General features: G+C 68.3%; 22 protein-coding genes. 11 read left to right on the forward strand and 11 right to left on the reverse strand.

The genetic code is table 11. The annotated features are described in order from the left end of the window. Positions 1–133 precede the first annotated feature (133 nt). Positions 134–616, forward strand: coding sequence for an MmyB family transcriptional regulator (locus tag LTV02_RS21485; protein WP_233033284.1), 483 nt, complete (start codon positions 134–136; stop codon positions 614–616). Here the strand turns inward: LTV02_RS21485 and LTV02_RS21490 are convergent, their stop codons facing one another. Beyond that, entirely contained in the window at positions 617–1,141 is a 525-nt protein-coding gene (locus LTV02_RS21490) for a hypothetical protein (protein ID WP_233033286.1), read from the reverse strand. 143 nt (positions 1,142–1,284) lie between these two features. Then, positions 1,285–2,352 (reverse strand): GNAT family N-acetyltransferase, encoded by a 1,068-nt coding sequence (locus LTV02_RS21495; RefSeq protein WP_233041653.1) that lies wholly within the window; start codon positions 2,350–2,352, stop codon positions 1,285–1,287. Between LTV02_RS21495 and LTV02_RS21500 the strand changes: the two genes are divergently transcribed. Beyond that, the gene (locus tag LTV02_RS21500; protein ID WP_233033287.1) at positions 2,338–2,874 is read left to right on the forward strand and encodes a TetR/AcrR family transcriptional regulator; all 537 of its coding nucleotides are present in this window, start codon (positions 2,338–2,340) and stop codon (positions 2,872–2,874) included. The genes LTV02_RS21495 and LTV02_RS21500 overlap by 15 nt on opposite strands. Positions 2,875–2,974: 100 nt before the next feature. Further along, on the forward strand, positions 2,975–4,243 hold the full coding sequence (locus tag LTV02_RS21505; RefSeq protein ID WP_233033288.1) for a lipase family protein: 1,269 nt from the start codon (positions 2,975–2,977) through the stop codon (positions 4,241–4,243). A gap of 5 nt (positions 4,244–4,248) precedes the next feature. Here LTV02_RS21505 and LTV02_RS21510 read toward each other — a convergent pair whose 3' ends face one another. Beyond that, positions 4,249–4,644, reverse strand: coding sequence for a nuclear transport factor 2 family protein (locus LTV02_RS21510; protein ID WP_233033289.1), 396 nt, complete (start codon positions 4,642–4,644; stop codon positions 4,249–4,251). Between the two features lie 126 nt (positions 4,645–4,770). On the opposite strand from LTV02_RS21510, the gene LTV02_RS21515 reads away from it, so the two are divergent. Next, positions 4,771–5,379 (forward strand): TetR/AcrR family transcriptional regulator, encoded by a 609-nt coding sequence (locus tag LTV02_RS21515; RefSeq protein WP_233033290.1) that lies wholly within the window; start codon positions 4,771–4,773, stop codon positions 5,377–5,379. 75 nt (positions 5,380–5,454) lie between these two features. Then, entirely contained in the window at positions 5,455–6,072 is a 618-nt protein-coding gene (locus LTV02_RS21520) for a maleylpyruvate isomerase family mycothiol-dependent enzyme (RefSeq protein WP_233033291.1), read from the forward strand. Positions 6,073–6,317: 245 nt separating this feature from the next. On the opposite strand, the gene ychF is transcribed toward LTV02_RS21520, so the two are convergent. From ychF to LTV02_RS21535, 3 genes are all read right to left on the reverse strand, one after another. Continuing rightward, positions 6,318–7,397, reverse strand: coding sequence for a redox-regulated ATPase YchF (gene ychF, locus LTV02_RS21525; RefSeq protein WP_067721798.1), 1,080 nt, complete (start codon positions 7,395–7,397; stop codon positions 6,318–6,320). A 125-nt stretch (positions 7,398–7,522) separates the two neighbouring features. Further along, on the reverse strand, positions 7,523–8,758 hold the full coding sequence (locus LTV02_RS21530) for an SGNH/GDSL hydrolase family protein (protein WP_233033292.1): 1,236 nt from the start codon (positions 8,756–8,758) through the stop codon (positions 7,523–7,525). Positions 8,759–8,869: 111 nt separating this feature from the next. Next, entirely contained in the window at positions 8,870–9,496 is a 627-nt protein-coding gene (locus LTV02_RS21535) for a TIGR03086 family metal-binding protein (protein ID WP_233033293.1), read from the reverse strand. A 99-nt stretch (positions 9,497–9,595) separates the two neighbouring features. On the opposite strand from LTV02_RS21535, the gene LTV02_RS39295 reads away from it, so the two are divergent. Continuing rightward, on the forward strand, positions 9,596–10,618 hold the full coding sequence (locus LTV02_RS39295; RefSeq protein ID WP_269821545.1) for a helix-turn-helix transcriptional regulator: 1,023 nt from the start codon (positions 9,596–9,598) through the stop codon (positions 10,616–10,618). Here the strand turns inward: LTV02_RS39295 and LTV02_RS21550 are convergent. Genes LTV02_RS21550 through LTV02_RS21560 form a run of 3 tightly spaced genes read right to left on the reverse strand, consistent with a single transcriptional unit; the run spans position 10,529 to position 13,553 of the window. Continuing rightward, positions 10,529–11,353, reverse strand: coding sequence for a carbohydrate ABC transporter permease (locus LTV02_RS21550; protein ID WP_233033295.1), 825 nt, complete (start codon positions 11,351–11,353; stop codon positions 10,529–10,531). The genes LTV02_RS39295 and LTV02_RS21550 overlap by 90 nt on opposite strands. Beyond that, a complete protein-coding gene (locus LTV02_RS21555; RefSeq protein ID WP_233041655.1) occupies positions 11,350–12,228 on the reverse strand; it encodes a carbohydrate ABC transporter permease in 879 nt (292 codons plus the stop codon). Before LTV02_RS21555 ends, LTV02_RS21550 begins: the two co-directional genes overlap by 4 nt. A gap of 14 nt (positions 12,229–12,242) precedes the next feature. After that, positions 12,243–13,553 carry an ABC transporter substrate-binding protein gene (locus LTV02_RS21560; RefSeq protein WP_233033297.1) on the reverse strand — a complete coding sequence of 437 codons (1,311 nt, stop codon included), beginning with the start codon at positions 13,551–13,553 and terminating at the stop codon, positions 12,243–12,245. A gap of 343 nt (positions 13,554–13,896) precedes the next feature. Here LTV02_RS21560 and LTV02_RS21565 point away from each other — a divergent pair, with 343 nt between their 5' ends. The 5 genes from LTV02_RS21565 (at position 13,897) to LTV02_RS21585 (ending at position 19,029) form a co-directional block, all read left to right on the forward strand. Further along, the gene (locus tag LTV02_RS21565; protein WP_067721809.1) at positions 13,897–16,176 is read left to right on the forward strand and encodes a carbon starvation CstA family protein; all 2,280 of its coding nucleotides are present in this window, start codon (positions 13,897–13,899) and stop codon (positions 16,174–16,176) included. A 25-nt stretch (positions 16,177–16,201) separates the two neighbouring features. Beyond that, entirely contained in the window at positions 16,202–16,441 is a 240-nt protein-coding gene (locus LTV02_RS21570; RefSeq protein WP_233033299.1) for a YbdD/YjiX family protein, read from the forward strand. 212 nt (positions 16,442–16,653) lie between these two features. Then, complete coding sequence (locus tag LTV02_RS21575; protein ID WP_233033301.1) at positions 16,654–18,198, forward strand: DNA-3-methyladenine glycosylase 2 family protein; 1,545 nt, start codon at positions 16,654–16,656, stop codon at positions 18,196–18,198. Beyond that, positions 18,198–18,716, forward strand: coding sequence for a methylated-DNA--[protein]-cysteine S-methyltransferase (locus LTV02_RS21580; protein WP_233033303.1), 519 nt, complete (start codon positions 18,198–18,200; stop codon positions 18,714–18,716). Before LTV02_RS21575 ends, LTV02_RS21580 begins: the two co-directional genes overlap by 1 nt. Before the next feature lie 40 nt (positions 18,717–18,756). Then, positions 18,757–19,029: a DUF2277 domain-containing protein gene (locus tag LTV02_RS21585; RefSeq protein ID WP_067721813.1), complete on the forward strand. Its 273-nt coding sequence runs from the start codon at positions 18,757–18,759 to the stop codon at positions 19,027–19,029. A 4-nt stretch (positions 19,030–19,033) separates the two neighbouring features. Here LTV02_RS21585 and LTV02_RS21590 read toward each other — a convergent pair whose 3' ends face one another. Both LTV02_RS21590 and LTV02_RS21595 read right to left on the reverse strand, forming a co-directional pair. Next, entirely contained in the window at positions 19,034–19,390 is a 357-nt protein-coding gene (locus LTV02_RS21590; protein ID WP_233033305.1) for a hypothetical protein, read from the reverse strand. 185 nt (positions 19,391–19,575) lie between these two features. Then, a complete protein-coding gene (locus LTV02_RS21595; RefSeq protein ID WP_233033306.1) occupies positions 19,576–22,749 on the reverse strand; it encodes an AAA family ATPase in 3,174 nt (1,057 codons plus the stop codon). Positions 22,750–22,820: the final 71 nt, after the last annotated feature.

Below are 22,820 nucleotides of genomic sequence, written 5' to 3' on the forward strand. Positions count from 1 at the left end.
CCCATACACAGACCAGAACAAACCAAACAGAAGGTCTTCAATATGGCAGAAATTCTGCGACAGTACCCAGTCTTGTGATGGGGCTTAACCCGGCACGAAGAAGATCATTAGAGGGTTACCGCACACTGCCTTGGTGTTCGACCCCTCCCGGCCACCGCCCGCCGATCTCGCGGTGCTGCACAGCTTTCCGCATCCGGCGTGCCTGCACGATGCCGCGTTCGACCTGGTGGAAGTGAACGACGCCTTCCTAGCGACCTTCCCGGGCGCCGGCCGGGGCGCGAACCTGCTCACCGCGATCCTGCTGGATCCGATGGCCCGCACCCGGCTCGGCAGCTGGGAATCGGAAGCGAGCCTGATGGTGTCGGCGTTCAAGCGACTGGCCCCGAAGCTGATCGATCCGGCGCGCATCGACGAGATCCGCAATATGTGCCGGCGGATCCCGGAGTGGGATCGGCTCTGGAACGGCGCCGACGACGCCCTCCCGGTTCCGGAGCAGCGCACGGTGCGCATGGTGGAGCCCAGCGCCGGTCGCGAGCGCGAGCACTATGTGCAGAGCTTCCAGTTCCAGACGCCGGCCCGGCCGTGGTGGCTGCTGACCGTGGTGCCGTTCGGCTGATCAGGCCTGCGCCGCGGGTACCTCGAACCAGCCGTCCTCGGCCGCGGCATAGCCGTGGTACAGCAACGGTATTCGCCGATCGACGCCGAAATGGCGATAGACGGCGAGCATGGCGCTGCGCACCGCGCGATCGTGGAAGTCGTCGATGCGCCGGGGTCCCAGGTCGTGCTCGGGGAGCAGCGACAGCCGGGTGAGTTCGGCCTGATCCGCCAGATCCAGTCCGATGGGCGGCTCCGGATCGGCGATGAAGTGGTCGTGCAGGACGGAATGCACCCGGCGCGGGTCGGCCCGGCCGGGGGTGAAGGCAACGAATCGGGTCCGGATGGCCGGGGTGCGATGCCCCTGCAACCAGTCGATGAGCGTGGGATTGGGCCGGGGGACGCGGCCGGTGAGCGGCGTCTGTTCCAGCAGGTGCAGGATGCTGGCGCCCGGTACGCGGGGTTCGGGGACCAGGAAGAGGGTGAGAACCGGGTCGCCGGTCCGGCGATCCGCCAGGCAGACCTTGGTGTGCATCGGGTCGGGCATGCGCTTCTCCTTCGAGAACGAGGGGGACGACATGCGACCCCGCGCCGGTTGCTGGCTTGGTGGTGCGACACCGAAAGTATAGTCGCCGAATACGAATGCGACCGATCGGTTTCCGATCGGTCGCATTCCTCGCTAACCCCCGGCTAGGCGTCGATCAACCGGCCGTTCGAGGCCCGCCCGCCGAACTTGTTCGCCGACTGCGCCAGCTGCTCCTCGATGGTGGCCCGGACAGTCGGCCACTCCTCGTCCAGAATCGAATAGAAGGCGGTACTGCGCACCGCCCCGTCCAGCCCGCGCGAATGCGCCCGCCGGACCCCGTCGCTGGTCGCGCCCAGTCGCTCGATCGCCAAGCGGGAGCGCAGGTTCCGCACATCGGCCCGCATGGCGATGCGCTTGACCCGCCAGACGTCGAAAGCGTGCTGCAGGAGCAGCTGCTTGGACTCCAGATTGATGCCGGTGCCGCGCGCCTCGGGCGAGAGCCAGGTATTGCCGATCTCCGCCGCGTCGGGCACCGCCAGCAGCGGATCCCCTTGCGGCGCACCGTGCACCTGCGGCCAGACCAGCGGCCCCTGCCAATAGTCGAAGCGGGTGAAACGAGTGGATCCGAGCACCCGGCCACTGGCTATCGCGATGATGGCGAAAGCCAGCGACGTGCCGGACGCATGCCCCGACAGGGCGGCGGCCACATATTCCAAGGCCTCCTCCGCACCGTGTGGGACGGGCGTGAACGCATAGTCGTCACGACTCCCGGCGGCCGCCTCCGATAAACCCGAGGCATGCTGCGGCGCAAGGGGTTCCAGCCGTACCAGACGGCCGGCAAGAGTTACGGGTACAGGCACGTTCCCTCGATCTTTCGGACATGGTCGGGGGCTCGCGTCAGGCCTTGCCGCACCGGCCACACTCTCCGGATGAGACGAACCAGCCCTGGCGCGCCAGTAGCAGCATGAAATAGTTGGATGAACGATAGCGGAACACGGGCGCACAGCAATGTAGGCGGCACAAGAATTTCCGCGCCCGCCACGCGTGTCGCGTCGAGTGCATTTCGTGCCCCCGACCCCGGCCTTTGACGGGTCGGCCCAGACAGCGCGGCCGCCGGTTTTTGATACCGTGCTGGCGAGGTAACGAGGCGAAAGGCAACCGTGGCGCGACTGAGCAGACAGCAGACACAGGCGCGCACGCGCGAAGAGCTGTTGACCGTGGCCACGCGCCATTTCCTGGAGCACGGATACGCCGCCGCGTCGCTGGAGCAGATCGCCGAGGAGGCCGGTTACTCCAAGGGCGCGGTGTACTCCAACTTCGCCAACAAGGACGGGCTCTGCCTGGAGGTGCTGAACCAGATCCGGCTGTCCAAGGTCGGGGAAGTGGTGGCGGCGATCGCGGCCGCCGAATCGGTGGACGACATCCTGGAACTGTTCCGCGAATGGGCCGAGCGAACTATCGGCGACCAGAACTGGACGCTGCTGGAGATCGAGTTCTCCACCCGCTCGCGGCACAGCGAGAGTGTGCGCACCGATATCGCCGACGGCGCCAGCCAGGTGCGGACGGCGCTCGCGGCCGCCCTGCAATTGATCAGTGATCGTTTCGGGCTCGCGCCCGCCATGCCCGCCGAGGCGGCTGCGCTGATATTGCTGAGCAGCGGCGTGGGGCTCGGTCTACAGCGCGCGGTCGACCCCGGCGTCTCGGTGGAACCGCTCATCGACCTGCTGCGCATCGCCACCGGGTCGGCCGCCTGACCCGGGGCGGGGCCATTTCGTCATTACGGGCGATCGCGACGGCGGGTCGGCTTACCATCGGGGTTCGCATTCCATCGGCAGTCCCCCCGGAGTTTCAGCGATGCACGCTCACCTGCGGCGGGTTCGACGCCTGACCGCCACCGTCCTGCTCTCGGCGGGTGCGGTGCTCGGATCGGTTCACACCGCGCATGCCGATGCGGCGGATTTCTACCTGCCGCCGAATACCTTGCCCGGCACGGTGAATGGGGAGCTGCTGCGCAGTGAGCCGTTCTCGGCGGCGGAATTCACGCGGCTGGCATTGCTGATGCCTGTCAGCTCCGCCACCCGCGTCATGTACCGGAGTTCCGATGCGCGGGGCGCGGCGGTCGCGGTCACCGGCACGGTGCTCACGCCTGCGGCGGCTTGGAACGGGCCCGGGCCGCGGCCGTTGATCACCTATGCCATCGGGACGCACGGCAGTGGAGATGCCTGCGCCCCTTCGAAATTGCTCGCCGACACCATCGAGCTGGATGCCACCGGCATGCCGATGCTCGAATACGATCTCGTCGATCTCTGGTTGCTGCTGAACCGCGGATTCAGCGTCGCGGTGACCGACTATCAGGGGCTCGGGACGCCCGGCGGGCACCCGTACATGCAGCCGTTGCCGGCGGCGCACAATGTGCTCGACGCGGCTCGGGCCGCCATCCGGCTCGGGGTCGCCGATGCGGCCGCGCCGATCGGGATCTGGGGTTATTCGCAGGGTGGCGGGGCGGCCGCGGCTGCCGCCGAACAGGCTCCCGAGTATGCGCCGGAACTGGACCTGCGCGGCGTGGTGGCCGGTGCGGCGACGGCCGATCCCGCGGAAACGTTGCGGTACAACGATTCCAACTTGATGACCATCCTCAACGGGTTCTTCGTGGCGGGGCTGATCGAGACCGATCCGGAGCTCGCGCCGCGCGTCGAAGCCCTGCTCAGTCCGGCGGGACTGCAAATGGTGCAACGGGTTTCGCAGCAATGTGTGCCGGGCGGCACGCTCACCGCGGCCTATCACTCCACCACCGAATACACCGCCACCGGCGAGACCTTGATGGACGCGCTGTCCGCCGATCCGGAGATCCGTTGCGCCCTGGACAGTTTCGTGCTCGGCACGCGCGCGCCCGCCGTTCCGGCGATGGTGACGGTGAACGTCAACGACGACACCGTCCCCGTCTCGGTGGTCTACGCCCTGCGTGATCGCTGGCGGGCGCACGGGGCCGACGTCAGCGAACTGAGCGTGGACACACCGGCGCTGCCCGCGCTGCTGAGCAGCCTGGGAACCGGGCACATCACCGCGAGTGTGCTGTCCGGTTCCCCGGCCGTCTCCTGGCTGGCGGACCGGCTGGCCCGCTAGCGGATTCAGGCGATATCGGCGGGCGCGGACAGCGCCGCCTGCATGGCCACGCCATCGATGTAGGTGTGTTTCTCCGATACCGCGCCGTCGCGCACCAGCACCATGTCCGCGATGTCGATATCGACCGGGCTACCGGTGATCGAGGTTCCCGACAGTTTCCACTGCACCGCCCAGAAGTCGTCTCCCACACGGAGATTCACCAAATTGAAGGTCAGATCCGGCACCAGCGCGAAGTTCTCCGCGGCGGCCGCGCGAATCGCCTCCCGGCCGCGCGCGGGCTCGCGGCCCGAATGCAGATGGAAGATCGAATCCGGCGTGTGCATGGCGGCGATCCGTTCCGGGTCACGATCCGCCCAGCAGGCGTGATACCGCTCGAACAGGTCTCTGATGGCATCCGACATGATCAGAATCCTTCACAAGAAACAAACAGTGTGTCTGTATGTAATAGGCTTCAGGGTACCCACCGCCCCGGCGAATCCGCCTCGAATCCGGAAACTTCCGGCCCTCCCCTACACTTCGATCTCGCCATGAACGCCGACCGCCGCACCCAAGCCGAACGCTCCGCCACCACTCGCGCCGCGGTGATTCGCGCGGCCCGGAACCTGTTCGGCCAGAACGGCTACAACGCCGTCAGCACCATCGCGGTAGCCGAATCGGCGGGCGTCAGCCGCGGCGCCCTCTACCATCAGTTCGCCGACAAGCGTGAACTCTTCGAAGCCGTCTTCGAGGACCTCGAACAATCCCTGGTCACCGTGATCGGCACCGCGGTCCGCAACGCCTACTCCCCCGACCCCATTGCCAATCTCATTGTCGGCTGCCTGGCCTGGCTCGATGCCTCCACCACCCCCGAGGTCCGCCGCATCGCCCTCCTCGACGCCCCCGCCGTCCTCGGCTGGTCGCGCTGGCGTGAAATAGAACTCCGCCACACCATCGGCCTCGTCGAGAACGCCCTCGCCGAGGCGATCACCGCGGACCGCATCCGCCCTCAGCCGGTCCGCCCCCTGGCCCTCCTGATCGTCGGCTCTCTCGACGAAGCCGCCCAATACCTGGCCAACTGCGCGGACCCCACCGCCGAAACCCCCGTCATCCACGCGGTAATCGAACAACTCATCACCGGCCTGGCCACCGACTCCTGACCCGCCCGACCGCGCCCCGCCGATGATTTCCACCGCCGAGCCCCGTCGAAGCCGATAGCCGACAAAGGAGATCGCATGCCCGACGCCGTCTGGAAACTGGTCCACCAAGAACGCGCCGCCCTGATCGAAGACCTCTCCCACCTGACCGACGCCCAATGGCAACACCCCTCCCTCTGCGCCGAATGGACAATCCACGACGTAGCCGCCCACCTGGTAGACACCCACCGCACCACCCGCCTCGGCTTCATCACGGCCCTGGCCCTGGCCCGCTTCGACTTCGACCGCCAGAACACCCGAGGCATGCTCCGCCACCGCGCCCCCACCCCCACCGAAACCCTCCAACGCCTACGCGATTCGGCCACCCGAACCTCCACCCCACCGGCCCCGCTGGACAGCCGCCTCGTCGAAGAAATAGTCCACGGCGAAGACATCCGCCGCCCCCTCAACCTGACCCGCACCTACCCCCGAGAAGCCGTAACCCGCGCCCTACTCCTCCAAACCCGAACCCCCGCAGCCTTCGGCGGCGCAAAGGAACTACTCACCCAAATCCACCTGACCGCAACAGATTCCAACCTCTCCCTAGGCTCAGGCCCCCACCTCCAAGGCCCCACCCTCGACCTACTCCTAGCCATCTCCGGCCGCCCCATCGCCCTGACCAACCTCACCGGCCCCGGCCTGGCCGCCTTCGACTGAATCCCACCGCGAACGCGCGACACTGCGATTCGGCGAGATGTTCCTGAAGATCGACGCCGATCAGGCGCGAGCCGACACCGAACTCCAGGCGATGGCGCTGGCCCCGATCCGACTCCGATCCGAGGCAGGTGGTCGCTACGCAGCCTGCGGGGTGTCCGCTGGCTGTCGGAGCACGGCTTCGACCCGGCCAGGCCGGGTGGGGAGATCGACGTGCTCCGATCGGTTGCCGAAAGTTCTTCCGGCCGTTAGACGTTGAAGCGGAATTCGACTACGTCGCCGTCGGCCATGACGTAGTCCTTGCCTTCCATGCGGACCTTGCCGGCGGCTTTGGCGGCGGCCATGGAGCCGGCGGCTACCAGGTCGTCGAAGGCTACGATTTCGGCCTTGATGAAGCCGCGTTCGAAGTCGGTGTGGATGACGCCGGCGGCTTTGGGGGCGGTGTCGCCCTGGTGGATGGTCCAGGCGCGGGATTCTTTGGGGCCGGCGGTGAGGTAGGTCTGGAGGCCGAGGGTGTGGAAGCCGGCGCGGGCGAGGGCGTGCAGGCCGGGTTCGGATTGGCCGATGGACTCGAGGAGTTCGAGGGCCGATTCGTCGTCGAGTTCGATGAGTTCGGATTCGATCTTGGCGTCCAGGAAGACGGCGTCGGCGGGGGCGACGGCGGCCTTGAGTTCGGCCTTCTTGGCCTCGTCGGTGAGGACGGCTTCGTCGGCGTTGAAGACGTAGAGGAACGGCTTGATGGTGAGGAGGGAGAGTTCCTTGAGGAGCTCTACGTCCAGTTCCTTCTGGGCGGCGAAAAGGGTGCGGCCGGAGTTCAGGATCTCCTGGGCCTGCTTGGCGGCATCGGCGACCGGCTTGCGGTCCTTCTTGATGCGGGCTTCCTTCTCGAGGCGGACGACCGCCTTCTCCAGGGTCTGCATATCGGCCAGGATCAGCTCGGTCTCGATGACCTCGATATCGGCCAGCGGATCGACCTTGCCGTCCACGTGCACCACATCGTCATCGGCGAACACCCGCACGACCTGGCAGATGGCGTCGGCCTCGCGAATATTGGCGAGGAACTTGTTGCCCAGGCCCTCGCCCTCGGACGCGCCCTTCACGATGCCCGCGATATCGACGAAGGTCACCACGGCGGGCAGCTGGCGCTCGGAGCCGAAGATCTCGGCGAGCTTGGCGAGCCTCGGATCCGGCAGCGGCACCACACCGGTATTCGGCTCGATGGTGGCGAACGGGTAGTTCGCGGCCAGCACGTCGTTGCGGGTCAGCGCATTGAACAGCGTGGACTTTCCGACATTGGGCAGGCCGACGATTCCGAGGGTGAGACTCACGAGAACGAGAGTTTACCTGCGGACATCCGGGGCGGACGATCCGGGCGGCGTCAGTCCAGCCGGGTCGTCCGCCACCGGGCCACCACGCCCCGTGCGGTGGCGCAGGACCTGCGCCGCCTATCCGGTCAGAGCGCCGCCACCACGGCGTCCGCCAAGGCCGCGTACCCGGCGTCGCTCGGGTGCAGATGATCGCCGACGTCGTAGCCGGGCAGCAGCCGGGCGCGGTCGGCGGGATCGGCGAGGGTGGTGTCCAGGTCGACCACAGCGTCGTATTCACCGGAGGTGCGGATCCACGCGTTCACCTGTGCGCGAACGGCTTCCCGGTCGGCGGTGTAGTAATCGGAGCCGCCGAACGGCAACAGGGTCGCGCCGATCACCCGCAGCCCGGCCGCGTGCGCCTGCGCGATGAGCGCGCGGTGGCCGTCGATCAGCTGCTGTGCCGATACCACCGGGAACGGTGCGCCCAGGGGGATGCCGCCGCCGCTGAGACCGATGTCGTTGATGCCTTCGAGGACCACCACGGTGCCGATACCGGGCTGCCCCACCACATCGCGCTGGAAGCGGTGCAGAGCGCTCTCCCCCATCCACGCCGAATCGACGGTCACGCGATTGCCGCCGATCCCGAGGTTCAGCACGGCACGCGATTGTCCTTGCGCCGCAAGCCGTTCGGCGACCTCGTCGGGGTAGGTATTGCGCCCGTCGTTGGTGGCGCCGTAGCCGTCGGTAATGGAATCCCCGAACAGCGCCACGCCCGCCCGATGCGGGACGAGGTCGGCGGTCTCCACGGCGGACAGGTAATAGAACGAGGTGCTGGTCTCGCCGAACGCATCGCCGGCGATATCGGCGCGATGGTCACCCGCGGCGAGATAGCTGCTGCCCAGCGCTTGTGCGTGATACGTCGCCGGACCGGTCGGGGCAGCGAAATACAGTGTGATGGTGAGGGATTCGAGCGGCGACACCGGCAGCAGCACCGGATCGGTGGCGAGTTCCGCTCCGGGCGCGATGCGGAACGATCCGCTCAGCCCGGAAGTCAAGGGCCGCACCGAATCCGGAACGACACCAGCTCCGGCGGCGGTCCGCGCGATGGTCGCCCCGCTCACCTCCAGCGGCTGCGTGCCGTAAGCATTGGACAGCCGGACCCGCAGCGCCGATCCCCCGTCGCTGACCCGAATCACCTGCCGCACGGACTGATCGGCGAATCCGGCCTGCGACCAGTTCGGAGCGAAGCTCACGTTCGGCGTGTGCATCGCGGTCGCCCACACCGCTTCCCAGCCGGGTAACGCGTTCGGCGCGGCCTGAGCGGGCGCGGCGAAGCCCAGGAAAGCGACGAGTATCGCGGCTACGGCGGTGACGACACGCACGGATGGTTCCCTTCAGCAGTGTGCGGACCGCCTCGCGACGGTCCGCACATCCGCAACTCCATGCGTGAGCATGCAATTCCCACTCCCGGAAATTCGCCGGTGGGCACCGGTTCACGCCCGCGGGTCGCGCCCCAGGTAACCCAGCAGTTCGTCGGTGACGGGAGTGGCGCTCGCGGAATCGGTTTCGATGACGGCCGCGTAGACGCCGTAGTCCCGCAACGGTTCCACCAGCCCCCGCGAGGCGGTGAGCAGATGCCCGGACAGCTCCTCGGTCAGCGGCGACGGCTGCCCGGTGGCGATGGCGATATCCCAGGCGTGCACGGCCGCGTCGAGCGCGCAGAATACGGCGGCGACCGGGGTCGGCAGGTCGCCGAAGGGCAGCGGGGTGGGCACGGTCGCGGTGTCGTCGGAGACGGTCGCCCAGGCCGCGGCGGTCTGCTCGATGGCATCGGCGACCAGCGCGGCGGCGGTGCCGTCGAGGCTGCCGGAGGGGTCGAAGGGGTTGTAGGCCGGGCCGTCGCCGATGCCGAGCACCTTGGCGTAGGCCAGCTGGTCGCCGGCGGCGTGCTGGATGACCTTGGTGACCGACCATTCCGAGCACGGGGTGGCCAGCTCGAACTGGTCATCCTCGACCCCGGCGACCACGTCGGCGAGCGCGCGGTGCGAATCGGCGAGCACGGTGCGCCACACCGGGGCGAGGAGGTCGGCGGGGGTGGCGGTCTGCTGGTTCTCGCTCATTGTTCTTGCCTTTCAGGTGGTTTCGATCCGTTGAGATAAAGGTATGGCCCGATTAGGCTGGTTTTCTTCCTAATAAAACCAGCCCGGGAAAGATCGAATGTGACCTCCACCACAACCCGCCTGCTGCGCCTGCTGTCGCTCCTGCAGAACGGCACCCACACCGGCCGTGACCTGGCCGAACGCCTCGCCGTCACCGATCGCACCCTGCGCCAGGACATCGCCCGCCTGCGCGAACTCGGCTATCCGGTGGCCGCCGCCCGCGGTCCCATCGGCGGCTACCGGCTGGGCCAGGGCGCCACCATGCCGCCCCTGCTGCTCGACGACGACGAAGCGGTCGCGGTGGCGGTGGCCATGGGCCTGGCCGAGAACGGCAGCACCGGCATCGCCGATATCGACGCCAGCCTCACCCGCGCCCTCGCCAAACTCCAGCGCATCCTGCCGAAACGCCTGCAACGCAAGGTCACCGCGCTGCGCACCAGCACCGACGTCGGCCCCGCCGTCACCGGCTCCCGCGAACCCGAGGCCCCCGTCCCCGCCGAAACCCTGGCCACCATCGCCTCCGCCATCCGCGGCACCACCACCATCACCGCCGACGCCCACGAGTTGGAGCCGTATCGCCTCATCTCCTGGCAACGCCGCTGGTTCCTGGTCGCCTACGCCCTCGACACCCACACCTGGCAGGCCCTCCCCGTCGCAAACCTCAGCGAAGTCGGTTCAGCCGGAAGATATTTCGCGCCCCGCCCCCTCCCCGAGGAGAACCTGGTCGCCTTCGTCCTCCGCGAAATAGCCACCGCCGGTTGGAAAGTCCACGCCCGCGTCACCGTCCTCGCCCCCGCCGAAACCGTCATCGCCCGCATCAACCCGACCGTCGGCGTCGTCGAACCCCTGGACGCCCACTCCTGCCTCCTGCTGACCGGCGCCGACACCTTGGAGACCATCGCCATCTACCTGAGCATGCTGATGATGGACTTCCGCGTGGACGGCCCACCCGAACTCGTGGCGCACATCCGCACCCTGGCCCGGCGGTACACCTCAGCGACCCCCGAGCCCGCTCATGGCGATGCCGCGCACGAAGGCGCGCTGGGTGACGGCGTAGAGGAGCAGCAGGGGCAGGAGCAGTAGCGTCGCGGCGGCCATGAGGAGGGGCCAGTCGGTGGTGTATTGGCCTTGCAGGCGGACCAGGCCGAGGGTGACGGTGGCGTATTCGTTGCGCTGGATCATGATCAGGGGCCAGAGGAAGTCGTTCCAGACGGTGATCCAGGTGAGGACCGCCAGGACCATGAGGGCGGGGCGGGTGTGCGGGAGCAGGACGCGCCAGTAGATCTGCCAGGGGGTGCAGCCGTCGAGGATGGCGGCTTCTTCCAATTCGATCGGGAGGGTGCGGAAGAACTGGCGCATGAGGTAGGTGCCGAAGGCGCTGCCGAACAGGCCGGGGACGATCATGGCCCAGGGGGTGTCCATCCAGCCGAGGGCGCGCATGAGCAGGAATTGGGGGATGACGGTGACGGTGAGCGGGACCATGAGGGTGGCGAGGTAGCCGAGGAAGAGGGCTTCGCGGCCGGGGAAACGCAGGCGGGCGAAGGCATAGCCGGCCAGGGAGCAGAAGAAGACCTGACCGGCGGTGACGCAGGCGGCGTAGACGACGGTGTTGAGGAACATGCGGGCGACCGGCATCTGGGCGAAGACTTCGCCGTAGTTGGACCATTGGGGTGAGGATGGGAGCGGGGACGGATCGCTCAGGGCGCCTTCGGATTTCAGGGAACCGGACAGCGCCCACAGCATGGGAGTGAGCGCGCACCAGGCGACGACTATGAGCGCCAGATAGACCAGCAGCCCCTGGATCAGCCGCCGGTTCACTGCTCCGCCTCGGCGCGGCGGGACAGCCGCAACTGGATCAGGGTGAGCAGCAGCAGGATCGCGAAGATCACCCAGGCCAGAGCGGAGGCGTAGCCGACCTCATAGAAGCGGAAGGCGTTCTGGAACAGCATGATTCCGAGAACGTAGGTGCCGGTCTCGGGCCCGCCGTTGCCGCCGGTCAGGGCGTACGCCTGATCGAACGCCTGGACGGAATTGATTATGGTGATGACGAAGACGAACGAGAGCGCCCCGCGAATCAGCGGCACCGTGATGGACACGAACCGGCGGAGCGGCCCCGCACCGTCTATTTCGGCTGCTTCGTAAAGGTTTTCGGGAATACCCTGCATGGCGGCGAGCAGAATGACGGTGGCGAACGGAACGCTCTTCCACACCGTCACCAGGCTGAGCGAGACCAGCGCCCAGTCCGGATCGGTCAACCACGGCACCGGCCCGAGCCCGGCCCAGCCGAGCAGCAGGTTGGCCAAGCCATCGTCGCTGGCGAACAGGAACCGGAAGACCACCGCCATCGCCACCGTGGACGCCACCAGCGGCAGGAAGGCGATGGTTCGAAAGATCCCTATCCCCTTCAGTTTCCGATTCAGCAGCCCCGCCACCGCCAGACTGATCACCACGGTCGGCAGCAACGTGAACAGCGTGAACACAGCGGTATTGCGCAGCGCGATATAGAACAGCGGATCCGAACCAAGCAAGCGCCGATAGTTGTCCACCCCGACGAACCGCGGCGGACTGAACAGATCCCACGAATGAAAGCTCAGATACAGCGAAAACCCCAGTGGGAACAGCAGAAACACCAGCACCGCAGCCAGATTCGGCGCGATGAACACCGCCCCCGCCCGCGCCCGCCGCCGCGCCAGCGCCGACCGCTCGCTCATACCGCCGTCCGCAACAGCTCGTCGATATCGGCGGTGGTCTGCCCGCCCAGCGAATCCGCTTGCGCCGCACCGCGCAACACCCGATTACAGCCGCGCTCCAGCAGCGATTCCACCTTGCCCCACAGCGGCGTCACCGCCATCCCCCGCGAATGCGCGGGCCCCTCGGTGAACACGTCGAGATTGCGAATCCCCCGATGCGCCGCCGCGAATCCCGGTGAGCGCATGGCGGATTCCAGCACCGGCACGAACAACCCGGACTCCGCGATGATCGCCTGTCCCTCCGGCCCGGTCGCGAACTTCACGAATTCCCAAGCCTGTTCCCGCCGCGGACTGGCAGCCGCGATGGCCAGCCCCGTACTCCCCACATCCGTCACCGCCCCCGGTCCCCCGTCCGGCCCCACCGGCAGCACCGTCACATCGAAATCCAGCTCGTCCCGCCCGGTGAATTCCGAATACAGCCAATGCCCGCCCAGCAGCATGGCGGCCTTCCCGCTCCGGAACAGGTCCTGCGCCGAAACCGACTGCCGGTCACCCACACTCGGCGCGACCCGGTGCCGCACCGCCAGATCCGCGTAGAACTGCAGGCCCGCCGCGAACCGCGGATCCCCGAGATTGGTGCGCGCGGGCCGCACCGCCGGACTGAACCATTCCGCGCCATTGTTCATCCCGAAGCAGGCCGCCGAGAAGTACGGCACCCAGGCGTCGACGAACCCCCACTGCCGGGTGCGCCCGTCCGCGTCCCGCCGGGTCAGCGCGCGGGCGGCGGCCAGGAAGTCCCCGAAACTCCATGCCTGCGACCACCGCGCGGGCGCCCGAATCCCGGCCTCGTCGAACAGCTTCCGGTTGTAGTAGAGGAACACCCCCGACCACTGCTCGGGCAGCGCGTACTGCCCGCCGTTCCACACGAAGGTGTCCCGCAAGGTCGGATACCCGTCCGCCCACAACCGCTCGCGGTACCCCGGATCCCGGTCCAAGAACTCCCGCAGATCCACCAGCACCCCGCGATCGGCCAGCCCCGCGTACAACAGTTCCCACGCCATCAGCACGTCCGGGCATTTCCCGCCCGCGCAGTAGGTCAGCATCTGCTGCAACGGATCCGGCCCCGACATGATGGTCCGGATCTTGATGTCCGGCCGCCGCCGCTGAAACTCCTCGATGATGCGCAGCCGGGTCCGCGCCTCCTCGGGCCGCGCCTGGAAGAAGAAGGTGACCGCGTCCTCGTCGCCCCCGCCGCAGCCGGCCGCGGCGAGCACCGCCCCGGCCGCCGCCGACCGGAGCAGTGTGCGGCGGTCGAACGGCATCGGCATCGCGGGTCTCCTCCGGTCACGCGGCGGTTCCAGCTGATCAGAGCCCGAGGTCGGCGCGCGGAAAAGATATATATGTGACCGGGGTGGCGCAGATCTCAGACCAGCATGGCAGCATACGGGTAGCTACCTGCGACGCGCGGAAAACACGCGAAGTCGCGGGAACCAGAAAACCGGACCGCACCACCCTTGCTTCTTCCGGCGTAGCGTCCGCCGGGCCACCCGTACCCGCCGGTATGTCTACAGGTGAACGACTGGCGAAAGCTGGTCCGCGCCTGTGTCTCTTCAGCTACGTTTGTCCTCATTTCAGCTGGAAACCGCAGTACCGCACGGGAGGGTCAGTCGCATGGCGACCATCGAATACCTCCGGACGGACCCCGACCTACCCCCGGTAGGCGTGGTCGATCGGACCCCCTTGTCGGCGGCGAAGAAGGGCATCTTCCTCGCCGTCGCCGTCCTCGGCGCCATCGCCTGGGCCATCGTCGGATTCGTCCGCGGTGAGAACGTGAACGCCGTCTGGATCGTGGTGGCGGCCGTCTGTACCTACGTACTGGCGTTCCAGTTCTACGCCCGGCTCATCGAATGGAAGATCACCAAGCCGAGCGACGACGTCGCCACTCCGGCCGAGGCCATGGAGAACGGCAAGGACTACATGCCGATGGACCGGCGGGTGCTGTTCGGGCACCACTTCGCCGCCATCGCCGGCGCGGGCCCGCTGGTCGGCCCGGTCCTCGCGGCGCAGATGGGCTATCTGCCCGGCACCATCTGGATCATCGTCGGCGTGGTGCTGGCGGGCGCGGTCCAGGACTACCTGGTGCTGTGGGCGTCGGTGAAACGCCGCGGCCGTTCGCTGGGTCAGATGGCCCGCGACGAACTGGGCGTGGTCGGCGGCATCGCCGCCATCGTGGCCGTGCTGGTCATCATGATGATCCTGCTGGCCGTGCTCGGCATCGTCGTCGTCAATGCCCTGGCCGCCACCAAGGGCGCGGACGGGCAGCTGCACGGCGGCAGCCCGTGGGGCGTGTTCTCCATCAGCATGACCATTCCGATCGCCCTGTTCATGGGCTTGTACCTGCGCTTCTTCCGCCCGGGCAAGGTCGGCGAGGTGTCGATCATCGGCTTCCTGCTCCTGCTGCTGGCCATCATCTCCGGTAACTGGGTGGCCGAATCCGCTTGGGGCCAGGACTGGTTCACGCTGTCGGGCACCACCATCGCCTGGGGCCTGATCATCTACGGCTTCATCGCCTCGGTGCTGCCGGTGTGGCTGCTGCTCGCCCCGCGCGACTACCTGTCGACCTTCATGAAGATCGGCACCATCACCCTGCTGGCGGTCGGCGTGGTCGTCACCATGCCGGTGCTCAAGGCCCCCGCGGTGTCGGAGTTCGCGTCCAACAGCAAGGGCCCGTCCTTCGCGGGCAGCCTGTTCCCGTTCCTGTTCATCACCATCGCGTGCGGCGCGCTGTCCGGATTCCACGCGCTGGTGTCCTCGGGCACCACGCCGAAGCTGCTCGAGAAGCAGTCGCAGGCCCGCATGATCGGCTACGGCGGCATGCTCATGGAATCGTTCGTGGCGGTCATGGCCATGATCACCGCGAGCATCATCGACCAGCACCTGTACTTCGCCATGAACGCCGGTGCGGGCCTCACCGGCGGCACCGCCGACAAGGCCGCGACCTACGTGAACAGCCTTGGACTGAAGGGTGATCCGATCACCGCGGCCCAGCTGAACCAGACGGCCGCGGACATCGGCGAGAAGTCGATCGTGTCCCGCACCGGCGGCGCGCCCACCCTCGCGGTCGGCATGTCCGAGGTCATGCACAAGTTCATCGGCGGCACCAGCATGAAGGCGTTCTGGTACCACTTCGCCATCATGTTCGAGGCGCTGTTCATCCTCACCACCATCGACGCCGGCACCCGCGTCGCGCGGTTCATGCTCTCCGATTCCCTCGGCAACCTGCCCGGGGCCAAGAAGTTCAAGGATCCGTCGTGGTGGCCGGGCGTGTTCGTGTGCTCCGGCATCGTGGTGCTGGCCTGGGGTTCGGTGCTGCTCATGGGCGTGACCGATCCGCTGGGCGGCATCTACACGCTGTATCCGCTGTTCGGCATCTCCAACCAGCTGCTGGCGGCCGTGGCATTGACCGTGGTGCTGGTGATCGTGGTGAAGAAGGGCCTGCTGAAATGGGCGTGGATTCCGGCGATTCCGCTGGTGTGGGACCTCATCGTGACCATGACCGCGTCCTGGCAGAAGATCTTCTCCGGGGACAAGAACATCGGTTACTGGACCCAGCACCACAACTACAGCGTGGCCCGCGACGCCGGGAAGATCCTCGCGCCCGCCAAGACCATGGACGATATGGACAAGGTGGTCCGCAATACCTTCATCCAGGGCACGCTGTCGATCGTGTTCGCGGTGCTGGTGCTGATCGTGGCGATCGTCGGGTTGCTGGTGGTGCTCAAGGCCATTCGCAATGGCGGCGGCGAGACCACCGAGACGCCGGAGGAGCCGTCGAAGATCTTCGGGCCGAGCTCGTTCCTGGCGACTCCGGCCGAGAAGGAAGTGCAGAAGGAATGGGACGCCCTGATCGCCGAAGGCAAGGTCAGAGCACCCGGCGCCGCAGTGCATTGACCCGCATCGCGGTAGATTGACAGTCATGAGTGAAACGACCGCCCCGCCCTCCGCAGGACCCCTGCGGGCGGCGGGGCGCGCCGTTCTCCGGGCTCTCAAAGCCTTTGCCTGGTGGTTCAACTCGATCCTCGGCGGCAACGACTACCAGCGCTACGTACAGCACCAGCGCCTGCACCACCCCGGCTGCGAGATCCCCTCCGAACGCCAATATTGGCGCGATCGGCACGAAGCGGCCACACGTAACCCAGGAAACCGCTGCTGCTGAGGATTCCGAACGTGACAACTGATCTCGTGAGGATCCGGGTAACTCACCGGGGACGCCCAGAATCCGTCCCGCGCGGCCGCCGGTCCGCGACGGACCGGAGCACCGCCCCACCGGTCGGCAGAAGGCGCGGAGAGGCGGCGGAGTCGGATTTCCGCCATGTGATGGCGGATATCCGCTAGCACCGGTTCGTCGGGGCTGACATTGTGGAACCCGTGAGTGCGAACGATCTGGATTTCGAGCGTTGCTACCGTGCCGTGGCAACCCGGGATGCCCGGTTCGACGGGCAATTCTTCACGGCGGTCCGCACTACCGGAATCTATTGCCGCCCTTCGTGTCCTGCCATCACCCCGAAACGGGCCAACGTCACCTTCCTGCCCACGGCCGCCGCCGCCCAGCAGTCCGGGTTCCGGGCCTGCCGGCGCTGCCTGCCCGACGCGGCGCCCGGTTCGCCGCTCTGGAACACCCGCGCCGACCTGGCGTCGCGGGCCATGCGGTTGATCGCCGATGGGGTGATCGAACGCGGTGGGGTGCCCGCGCTGGCCGACGCCCTCGGCTACTCCCAGCGCCAGCTCACCCGGGTGCTCACCGGGGAACTCGGGGCGGGGCCGCTGGCCCTGGCGCGGGCGCACCGGGCGCACACCGCACGCCTGCTGATCCAGACCACCCGGCTGCCCATGTCCGATATCGCCTTCGCGGCGGGTTTCGCCAGCATCCGGCAGTTCAACGACACCGTGCGGGAGGTGTTCGCGGTCAGCCCGACCACGCTGCGCGAGGAATCGCGGCGGCGCAACGGCGATACCCTGCCGACCAGCAACGGGCTGCTCACGCTGCGGCTGCCGTACCGGGAACCCCTGGACAAGACCTGGCTGGAATGGTTCCTGGCGGCGCACACCGTGCCGGGGCTGGAGACCTTCGAGGACGGGCGGTACACGCGTAGTCTGCGAACCCCGCACGGGCACACCACGATTCGACTATCGGTGCAGCCCGGGCATGTGCGCGCCTCGCTGGCGCTACAGGACATGCGCGATCTCGCGCCCACGGTGGCGCGACTACGGCATTTCCTGGATCTGGACGCCGACCCGATCGGCATCGACGAAGCGCTGGCCGCGGGCATGTCCGGGGGCGAGGTGCGGCCGTTCGGCGAGGTGCACGCGGACCCCGCCATCACCCGCAACGGCCTGGTACTGCCGCCGGGCATCCGGGTGCCGGGCAGTCTGGACGGCTCGGAACTGCTGCTGCGCACCATGATCGGACAGCAGATCTCGGTGGCGGCGGCCAATACCCATACCGCACGGCTGGTGCAGCAGCTCGGCGAATCCATTCCGGGACCGATCCCGCATCTGTTCCCCACCGCCGCCGCCATCGCCGAGCACGGGGCCGAGGTGCTGACCGGGCCCTCCCGCCGCGTCGAGGCGATCGTCGGCGTGGCGCGGGCCCTGGCCAATGGCGAGCTGGTACTGCACTCCGCCCGCACCCCCGCGGAATTGCGGCGCGACCTGCTCGCCCTGGACGGCGTCGGGCCGTGGACCGCCGACTACGTGACCATGCGATTGCTCGCCGATCCGGACATCCTGCTGCACACCGACCTGATCGTGCGGCGCGGCGCCGCCCTGCTCGGCATCGATCTCGCCGATACGGCGCGCTGGGCCCCCTGGCGCTCGTATCTGTCCATGCACATGTGGAAGCACGCCCTGGCTCATCCCACCCCCGCCCCCGATGGCGCGAACGGCGCCCGGAAAGCGAGAACCACCCCCTGATGATCCTCGAATCCCGCACCCCCACCGCCGATTTCGCCATCGCCGACACCCCCATCGGCCCGTTCACCGCGCTGGTGGACGCCGACGGCGCGGTGCTCGCCTCCGGCTGGACGGCCGATGCCGAGAACCTGCGCGATCTGATCCACCCCACCCTGCGTCCCGCCATACTGCGGCAACGGGATTCGCTCGGCGCGGTGTCGAAAGCGGTGCGCGACTACCATTCCGGTGATCTGGCCGCCATCGACGGCGTCACCGTGCGGCAGCAGTCCGGGCCGTTCCTGGTGCACGCCTGGGAGGTGCTGCGCAAGATCCCGGCCGGCGCCCCCGTCACCTATACCGAGTACGCCGGCCTCTCGGGCCGCCCCGCCGCGACCCGGGCCGCCGCCAATGCGTGTGCCCGCAATGCCGCCGCCCTGTTCGTCCCCTGCCATCGAGTGCTGCGCACCGACGGCACCCTGGGCGGCTTCCGCTGGGGGTTGCCCGCCAAGCGGTGGCTGCTGGATCACGAAGCGGACTGATCAGTCTTTTTGGTCGGCCGCCGCGCGTACCCTCGAATTCATGTGCCGCAATATCAAAACCCTGCACAATTTCGAGCCCCCCGCCACCCCCGACGAGGTACACGCCGCGGCCGTCCAATACGTCCGCAAGATCAGTGGTTCGACCAAGCCCTCGCACGCCAATCAGGAGGCGTTCGACCTGGCGGTGGCCGAGGTGACCGCGGCCACCACCAAGTTGCTGAACTCCCTCACCACCACCGCTCCCCCCAAGGATCGTGAGGTGGAGGCCGCCAAAGCGCGCGCCCGGGCCGAAATCCGCTTCACCCCCCGCTGACGCCTCAGTTCAGGGTCAGCACCCAGGAACCGTTGCAGCCCTTGCTGTTGTTGCGGTCCCACTCGTAGTTCCAGCTGTCGTCGACCTGCACATTGGTGTGCGTCTTCCAGTAGCCGCCCGGCGTGGTCACCACCACGTCGTGATTGGTGAGCACCGAAACCTCGCCCGGGCTGAAGGTCCACACGCCCTTGCGGGCCGGGTACTCCAGGGTCACCTCGACGGTCCGCCCCGAGTAGTTCTGCACGACCAGGCACGCGCCCGGGTAGGTCTCGGCATGCGCCGGCGCTGCCGCCACGACCGCGCCGAGGGAGATGGCGGCCGTAGCCGCGGTGGTCAGTACGCCGGTGATGACTTTCCGCATTGCCCTGTCCTTGAAGTCGATCTCGTCTTGCTGTTGTCAAGGACGGTATTTCCCGCCCCCTGGGATCCTCTTATAAAAATCTTGTGATGCCTAAAGCCGGCTCTCAGCTAAAGCTCAGCACCCGAGCTGCGTTGGGGACATGACGAGGTCGGGCACCGACGGCGGGTTTCCGGGGCGTGCCGGCTTCAGGCGCCGACCGTGGTTTCCAAGTGGGAGCCGGTGCGGCCGCGGATGACGTGCAGGCGGCTGGGGATGCGCTGGCGCATTTCGTCGACATGGCTGACCACGCCGACCACGCGGCCGCCGGAGCGGAGTTCGTCGAGGACGCCCATGACGGCGTCGAGGGTGTCGGCGTCGAGGCTGCCGAAGCCTTCGTCGATGAAGAGGGTGTCGAGGACGAGGCCGCCGGATTCGGCCGCTACGACGTCGGCCAGGCCCAGGGCCATGGCGAGGGAGGCCATGAAGGTTTCGCCGCCGGAGAGGGTTTTGGCGGGGCGGATGGCGCCGGTGTAGTCGTCGCGGATATCCAGGCCGAGGCCGCCGCGACGGCCGCGGGGGCCGGCGGCGTCGGTGTGGACGAATTCGTAACGGCCGCCGGACATTCGGCGCAGGCGGACGGAACCGGCCAGGGCTACTTCTTCCAGGCGGGCGGCCAGGACGTAGGAGCGCAGGGACATGCGGCGGTTGTTCTCGCCGCGGCCCGCTACCACGTCGGCCAGGGAGGAGAGTTCCTCGTGCGCGCGCTGGATGGGGGCGATGCGGTCCACTGCGGCCCAGAGCTGGGAGCAGAGGTCTTCGAGCTGTTCGACCCTGCGGATGGCTTCGGCATTGGCGGCAACCGCCGCGGTGAGGTCCGAGTCCGCCTGTGCGACAGAGGCTTCCAACTGTTCGAGGTCGCCGAGTGCGGCGTCGGCGGCGGCTTGGATCTCGGGTTCGGCGAGTACCGCCTCCGCGTGGGCGCGGGCGTTCTCGGCTGCCAGTAGTTCGGCTTCGATATCGGCCTGCTGGCGTTCGGTGCGGGAGGCGGCGTCCACGGCGCGGCCGTAGACGGCCAGAGCCATGTAGTCCGGACCGCTCTCACCCATGACCGGCGGTGCCGATTCCACCAAACCGGCTTCGTACGAAAGCTTTTCGACCCGTACCGCCAGCACGGCGACCTGTTCCCGGGCACTCGCGGTCTCCGCGCGCGCATCCCGCACGGCGGTGGCATCCGCGACGAGCGCTTCCAGGCGCGCACGGCGACGATCCACCGTCCCGTCGGATCCCGCCGCCGCGCGCAGCCGCTCGGTCAGCTCGGCCAATCGGCGATCGGCCGCCACGACCCGTTCCAAGGTCGCGCTGGCCTGGCTCTGGCACTCACGCAACTCCCCCTGCAATTTCGCCTCGTCGGCCCGCAGCCGGTTCAGCTCGGCGGTCAGCTCCGCGACCAGCGCGGCCATCCGCTTCGCCTCGTTGTGCCGCGCACTCGATTCCGACAGCGCCGCGGCCAGTTCTGCCTTGTCGACCGCCCCGCCGCGCTCGGTCAGCACCTCGATGGCGCGCTCCAGCTCGGCCACCAATTGCCCGGCCCGCTCCCGGCGCGCCTCGGCGGCCCGCTCCGCCGCGAGCGCGGCGTCCTCCGCCTCCTTGGACACCGCCTGTTCGGTGGCCCGCGCCGGATGCGGATGCTCCCCCGACCCGCACACCGCACACGGCTCGCCGTCGACCAGCACCCCCGCCAGCTCGGCCGCCATCCCCGCCAGCCGCAACTCCCGCAGTTCCTGAGTTCGTTCCCGGGCATCCAGATGCGCGGCCCGAGCATCCTCGAACCCCCGCTTGGCCGCCACCAGCTCCCCCTGGCGCTGCTCCAACTCCACAGCGGCCCGGGCAGCCACCTTCAACCGCTCGACCTCGGCCTCCAACCCGGCAAGCCCGGCCGCCGCGTCGCCTGCGGTGCGCAGCCGAACCTCCACCCCCGCAATGGTTCCCGGCAACTCTTCCTGCCGCCGCCCCAGTTTCGCCGCCCGCGCAGCGATGTCATCCTGCGCGGCCCGCAACTGCGCCAGCTCCCGCGTCAGCCGGGTAGCCGACTCCGCGTCGGCCCGCACCTCGTCCAGGGCCCCGATATGCGCGCTCCAACGCTGCACAGCGGCTTCCAACCCCGAGCCCGCCGCCTGCGAACCGTCTCCTGCTGCGGGACCGCTCCCTCCCCGAACGGCGCCGGCCGGTGGTTCGAGGTAGGTGAGGTCTTCCGCCAGGTCGGTGTCGTGGAGTTCGGCGGCGGCCAGATCGGCTGCGGCCCAGGTGGTTCCGGGGAGTTCGGCGGTGGCCGGTTGGAGGAGGCGGTCGGCGAGTTGTTCGGCGGCGCGGGTGGATTCGGTTTCGCGGCGGCGGAGGGTTTTGGCGGCGGCGCGGGCTTCTTCGAGAGCGGCGGCCACCGGGTCGGCGCGGCGGGCATGGTCGAGTTCGAGCCGGCGGGCGGCGCGCTGGTCGGCGGCGGCGGTGTAGGCGGCGAGCTGGGTGCGGGCGGTGGTGAGGCGGCGGTGGCGTTCGTGCAGGGCGCGCTGGGCTTCGGCTTGTAGGCGCAGGGCGGCCGAATGCTGTTGCTGCCGGGCGAGTTCCAGGGCCCGCTGGTCGCGGGCGGTGCGGGCGGTGGCGAGCAGGCGCTGGGACCAGTCGACGGATTCCAGCGGGCCGGCGGTTTCGGTGGCGGCCAGGCCCGCCGCCACGCCGACCTGGGCGATGAGGCGGTCGATGCTCTGCTTGCGGGCGTCGAGGTCGGCGGCGCTGGCGCGGCGCTTGTCGATCAGCCATTGTTCGGCGGTCGCGAAACGTTCGGTGTCGAAGAGCTTTTCGAGAAGTTTCTCGCGCTCTTCGTTGTCGGCGCGCAGGAAACGCGCGAAATCGCCCTGCGGCAGCAGCACCACCTGGAAGAACTGGTCGGCGCTCATCCCGAGCAATCGCAGAATCTCGTCGCCGATATCGGGAATCCGCGACAGATTCTCACCGCGCCCGTCCAGCCATTCCAAAGTGGCGGAGGCGTTTTCCTTCACCATGCCGGATTTGGCCCGCTTGCTCGGCCGCTGGAATTCCGGCGTGCGATTCAACCGCAGCCGCCGCCCGCCGACCGTCGCCTCCAGAATCACCCGCGGCGGCGTCTGCTCATCCGCGTGATCGGAATGCAGCCGCTTGCTCTCCCCCCGCGCCCCCGGCACGCTCCCGTACAACGCGAACGCGATCGCGTCCAGCACCGTCGTCTTCCCCGCCCCGGTCTGCCCGTGCAGCAGAAACAGCCCGTCGGCGCCCAATTCGTCGAAATCCACCACGGTGGGTTCCGCGAACGGCCCGAAGGCGGTCAATTCCAGCCGATGCAGGCGCACGCGCCGACCCCTTCCCACTCCGCCACGCACCATCCAACATCCCGCCGGCCGCGCACCCCCGCAGGACACGC

It is taken from the genome of Nocardia yamanashiensis (assembly GCF_021183565.1).
Classification (GTDB): domain Bacteria; phylum Actinomycetota; class Actinomycetes; order Mycobacteriales; family Mycobacteriaceae; genus Nocardia; species Nocardia yamanashiensis.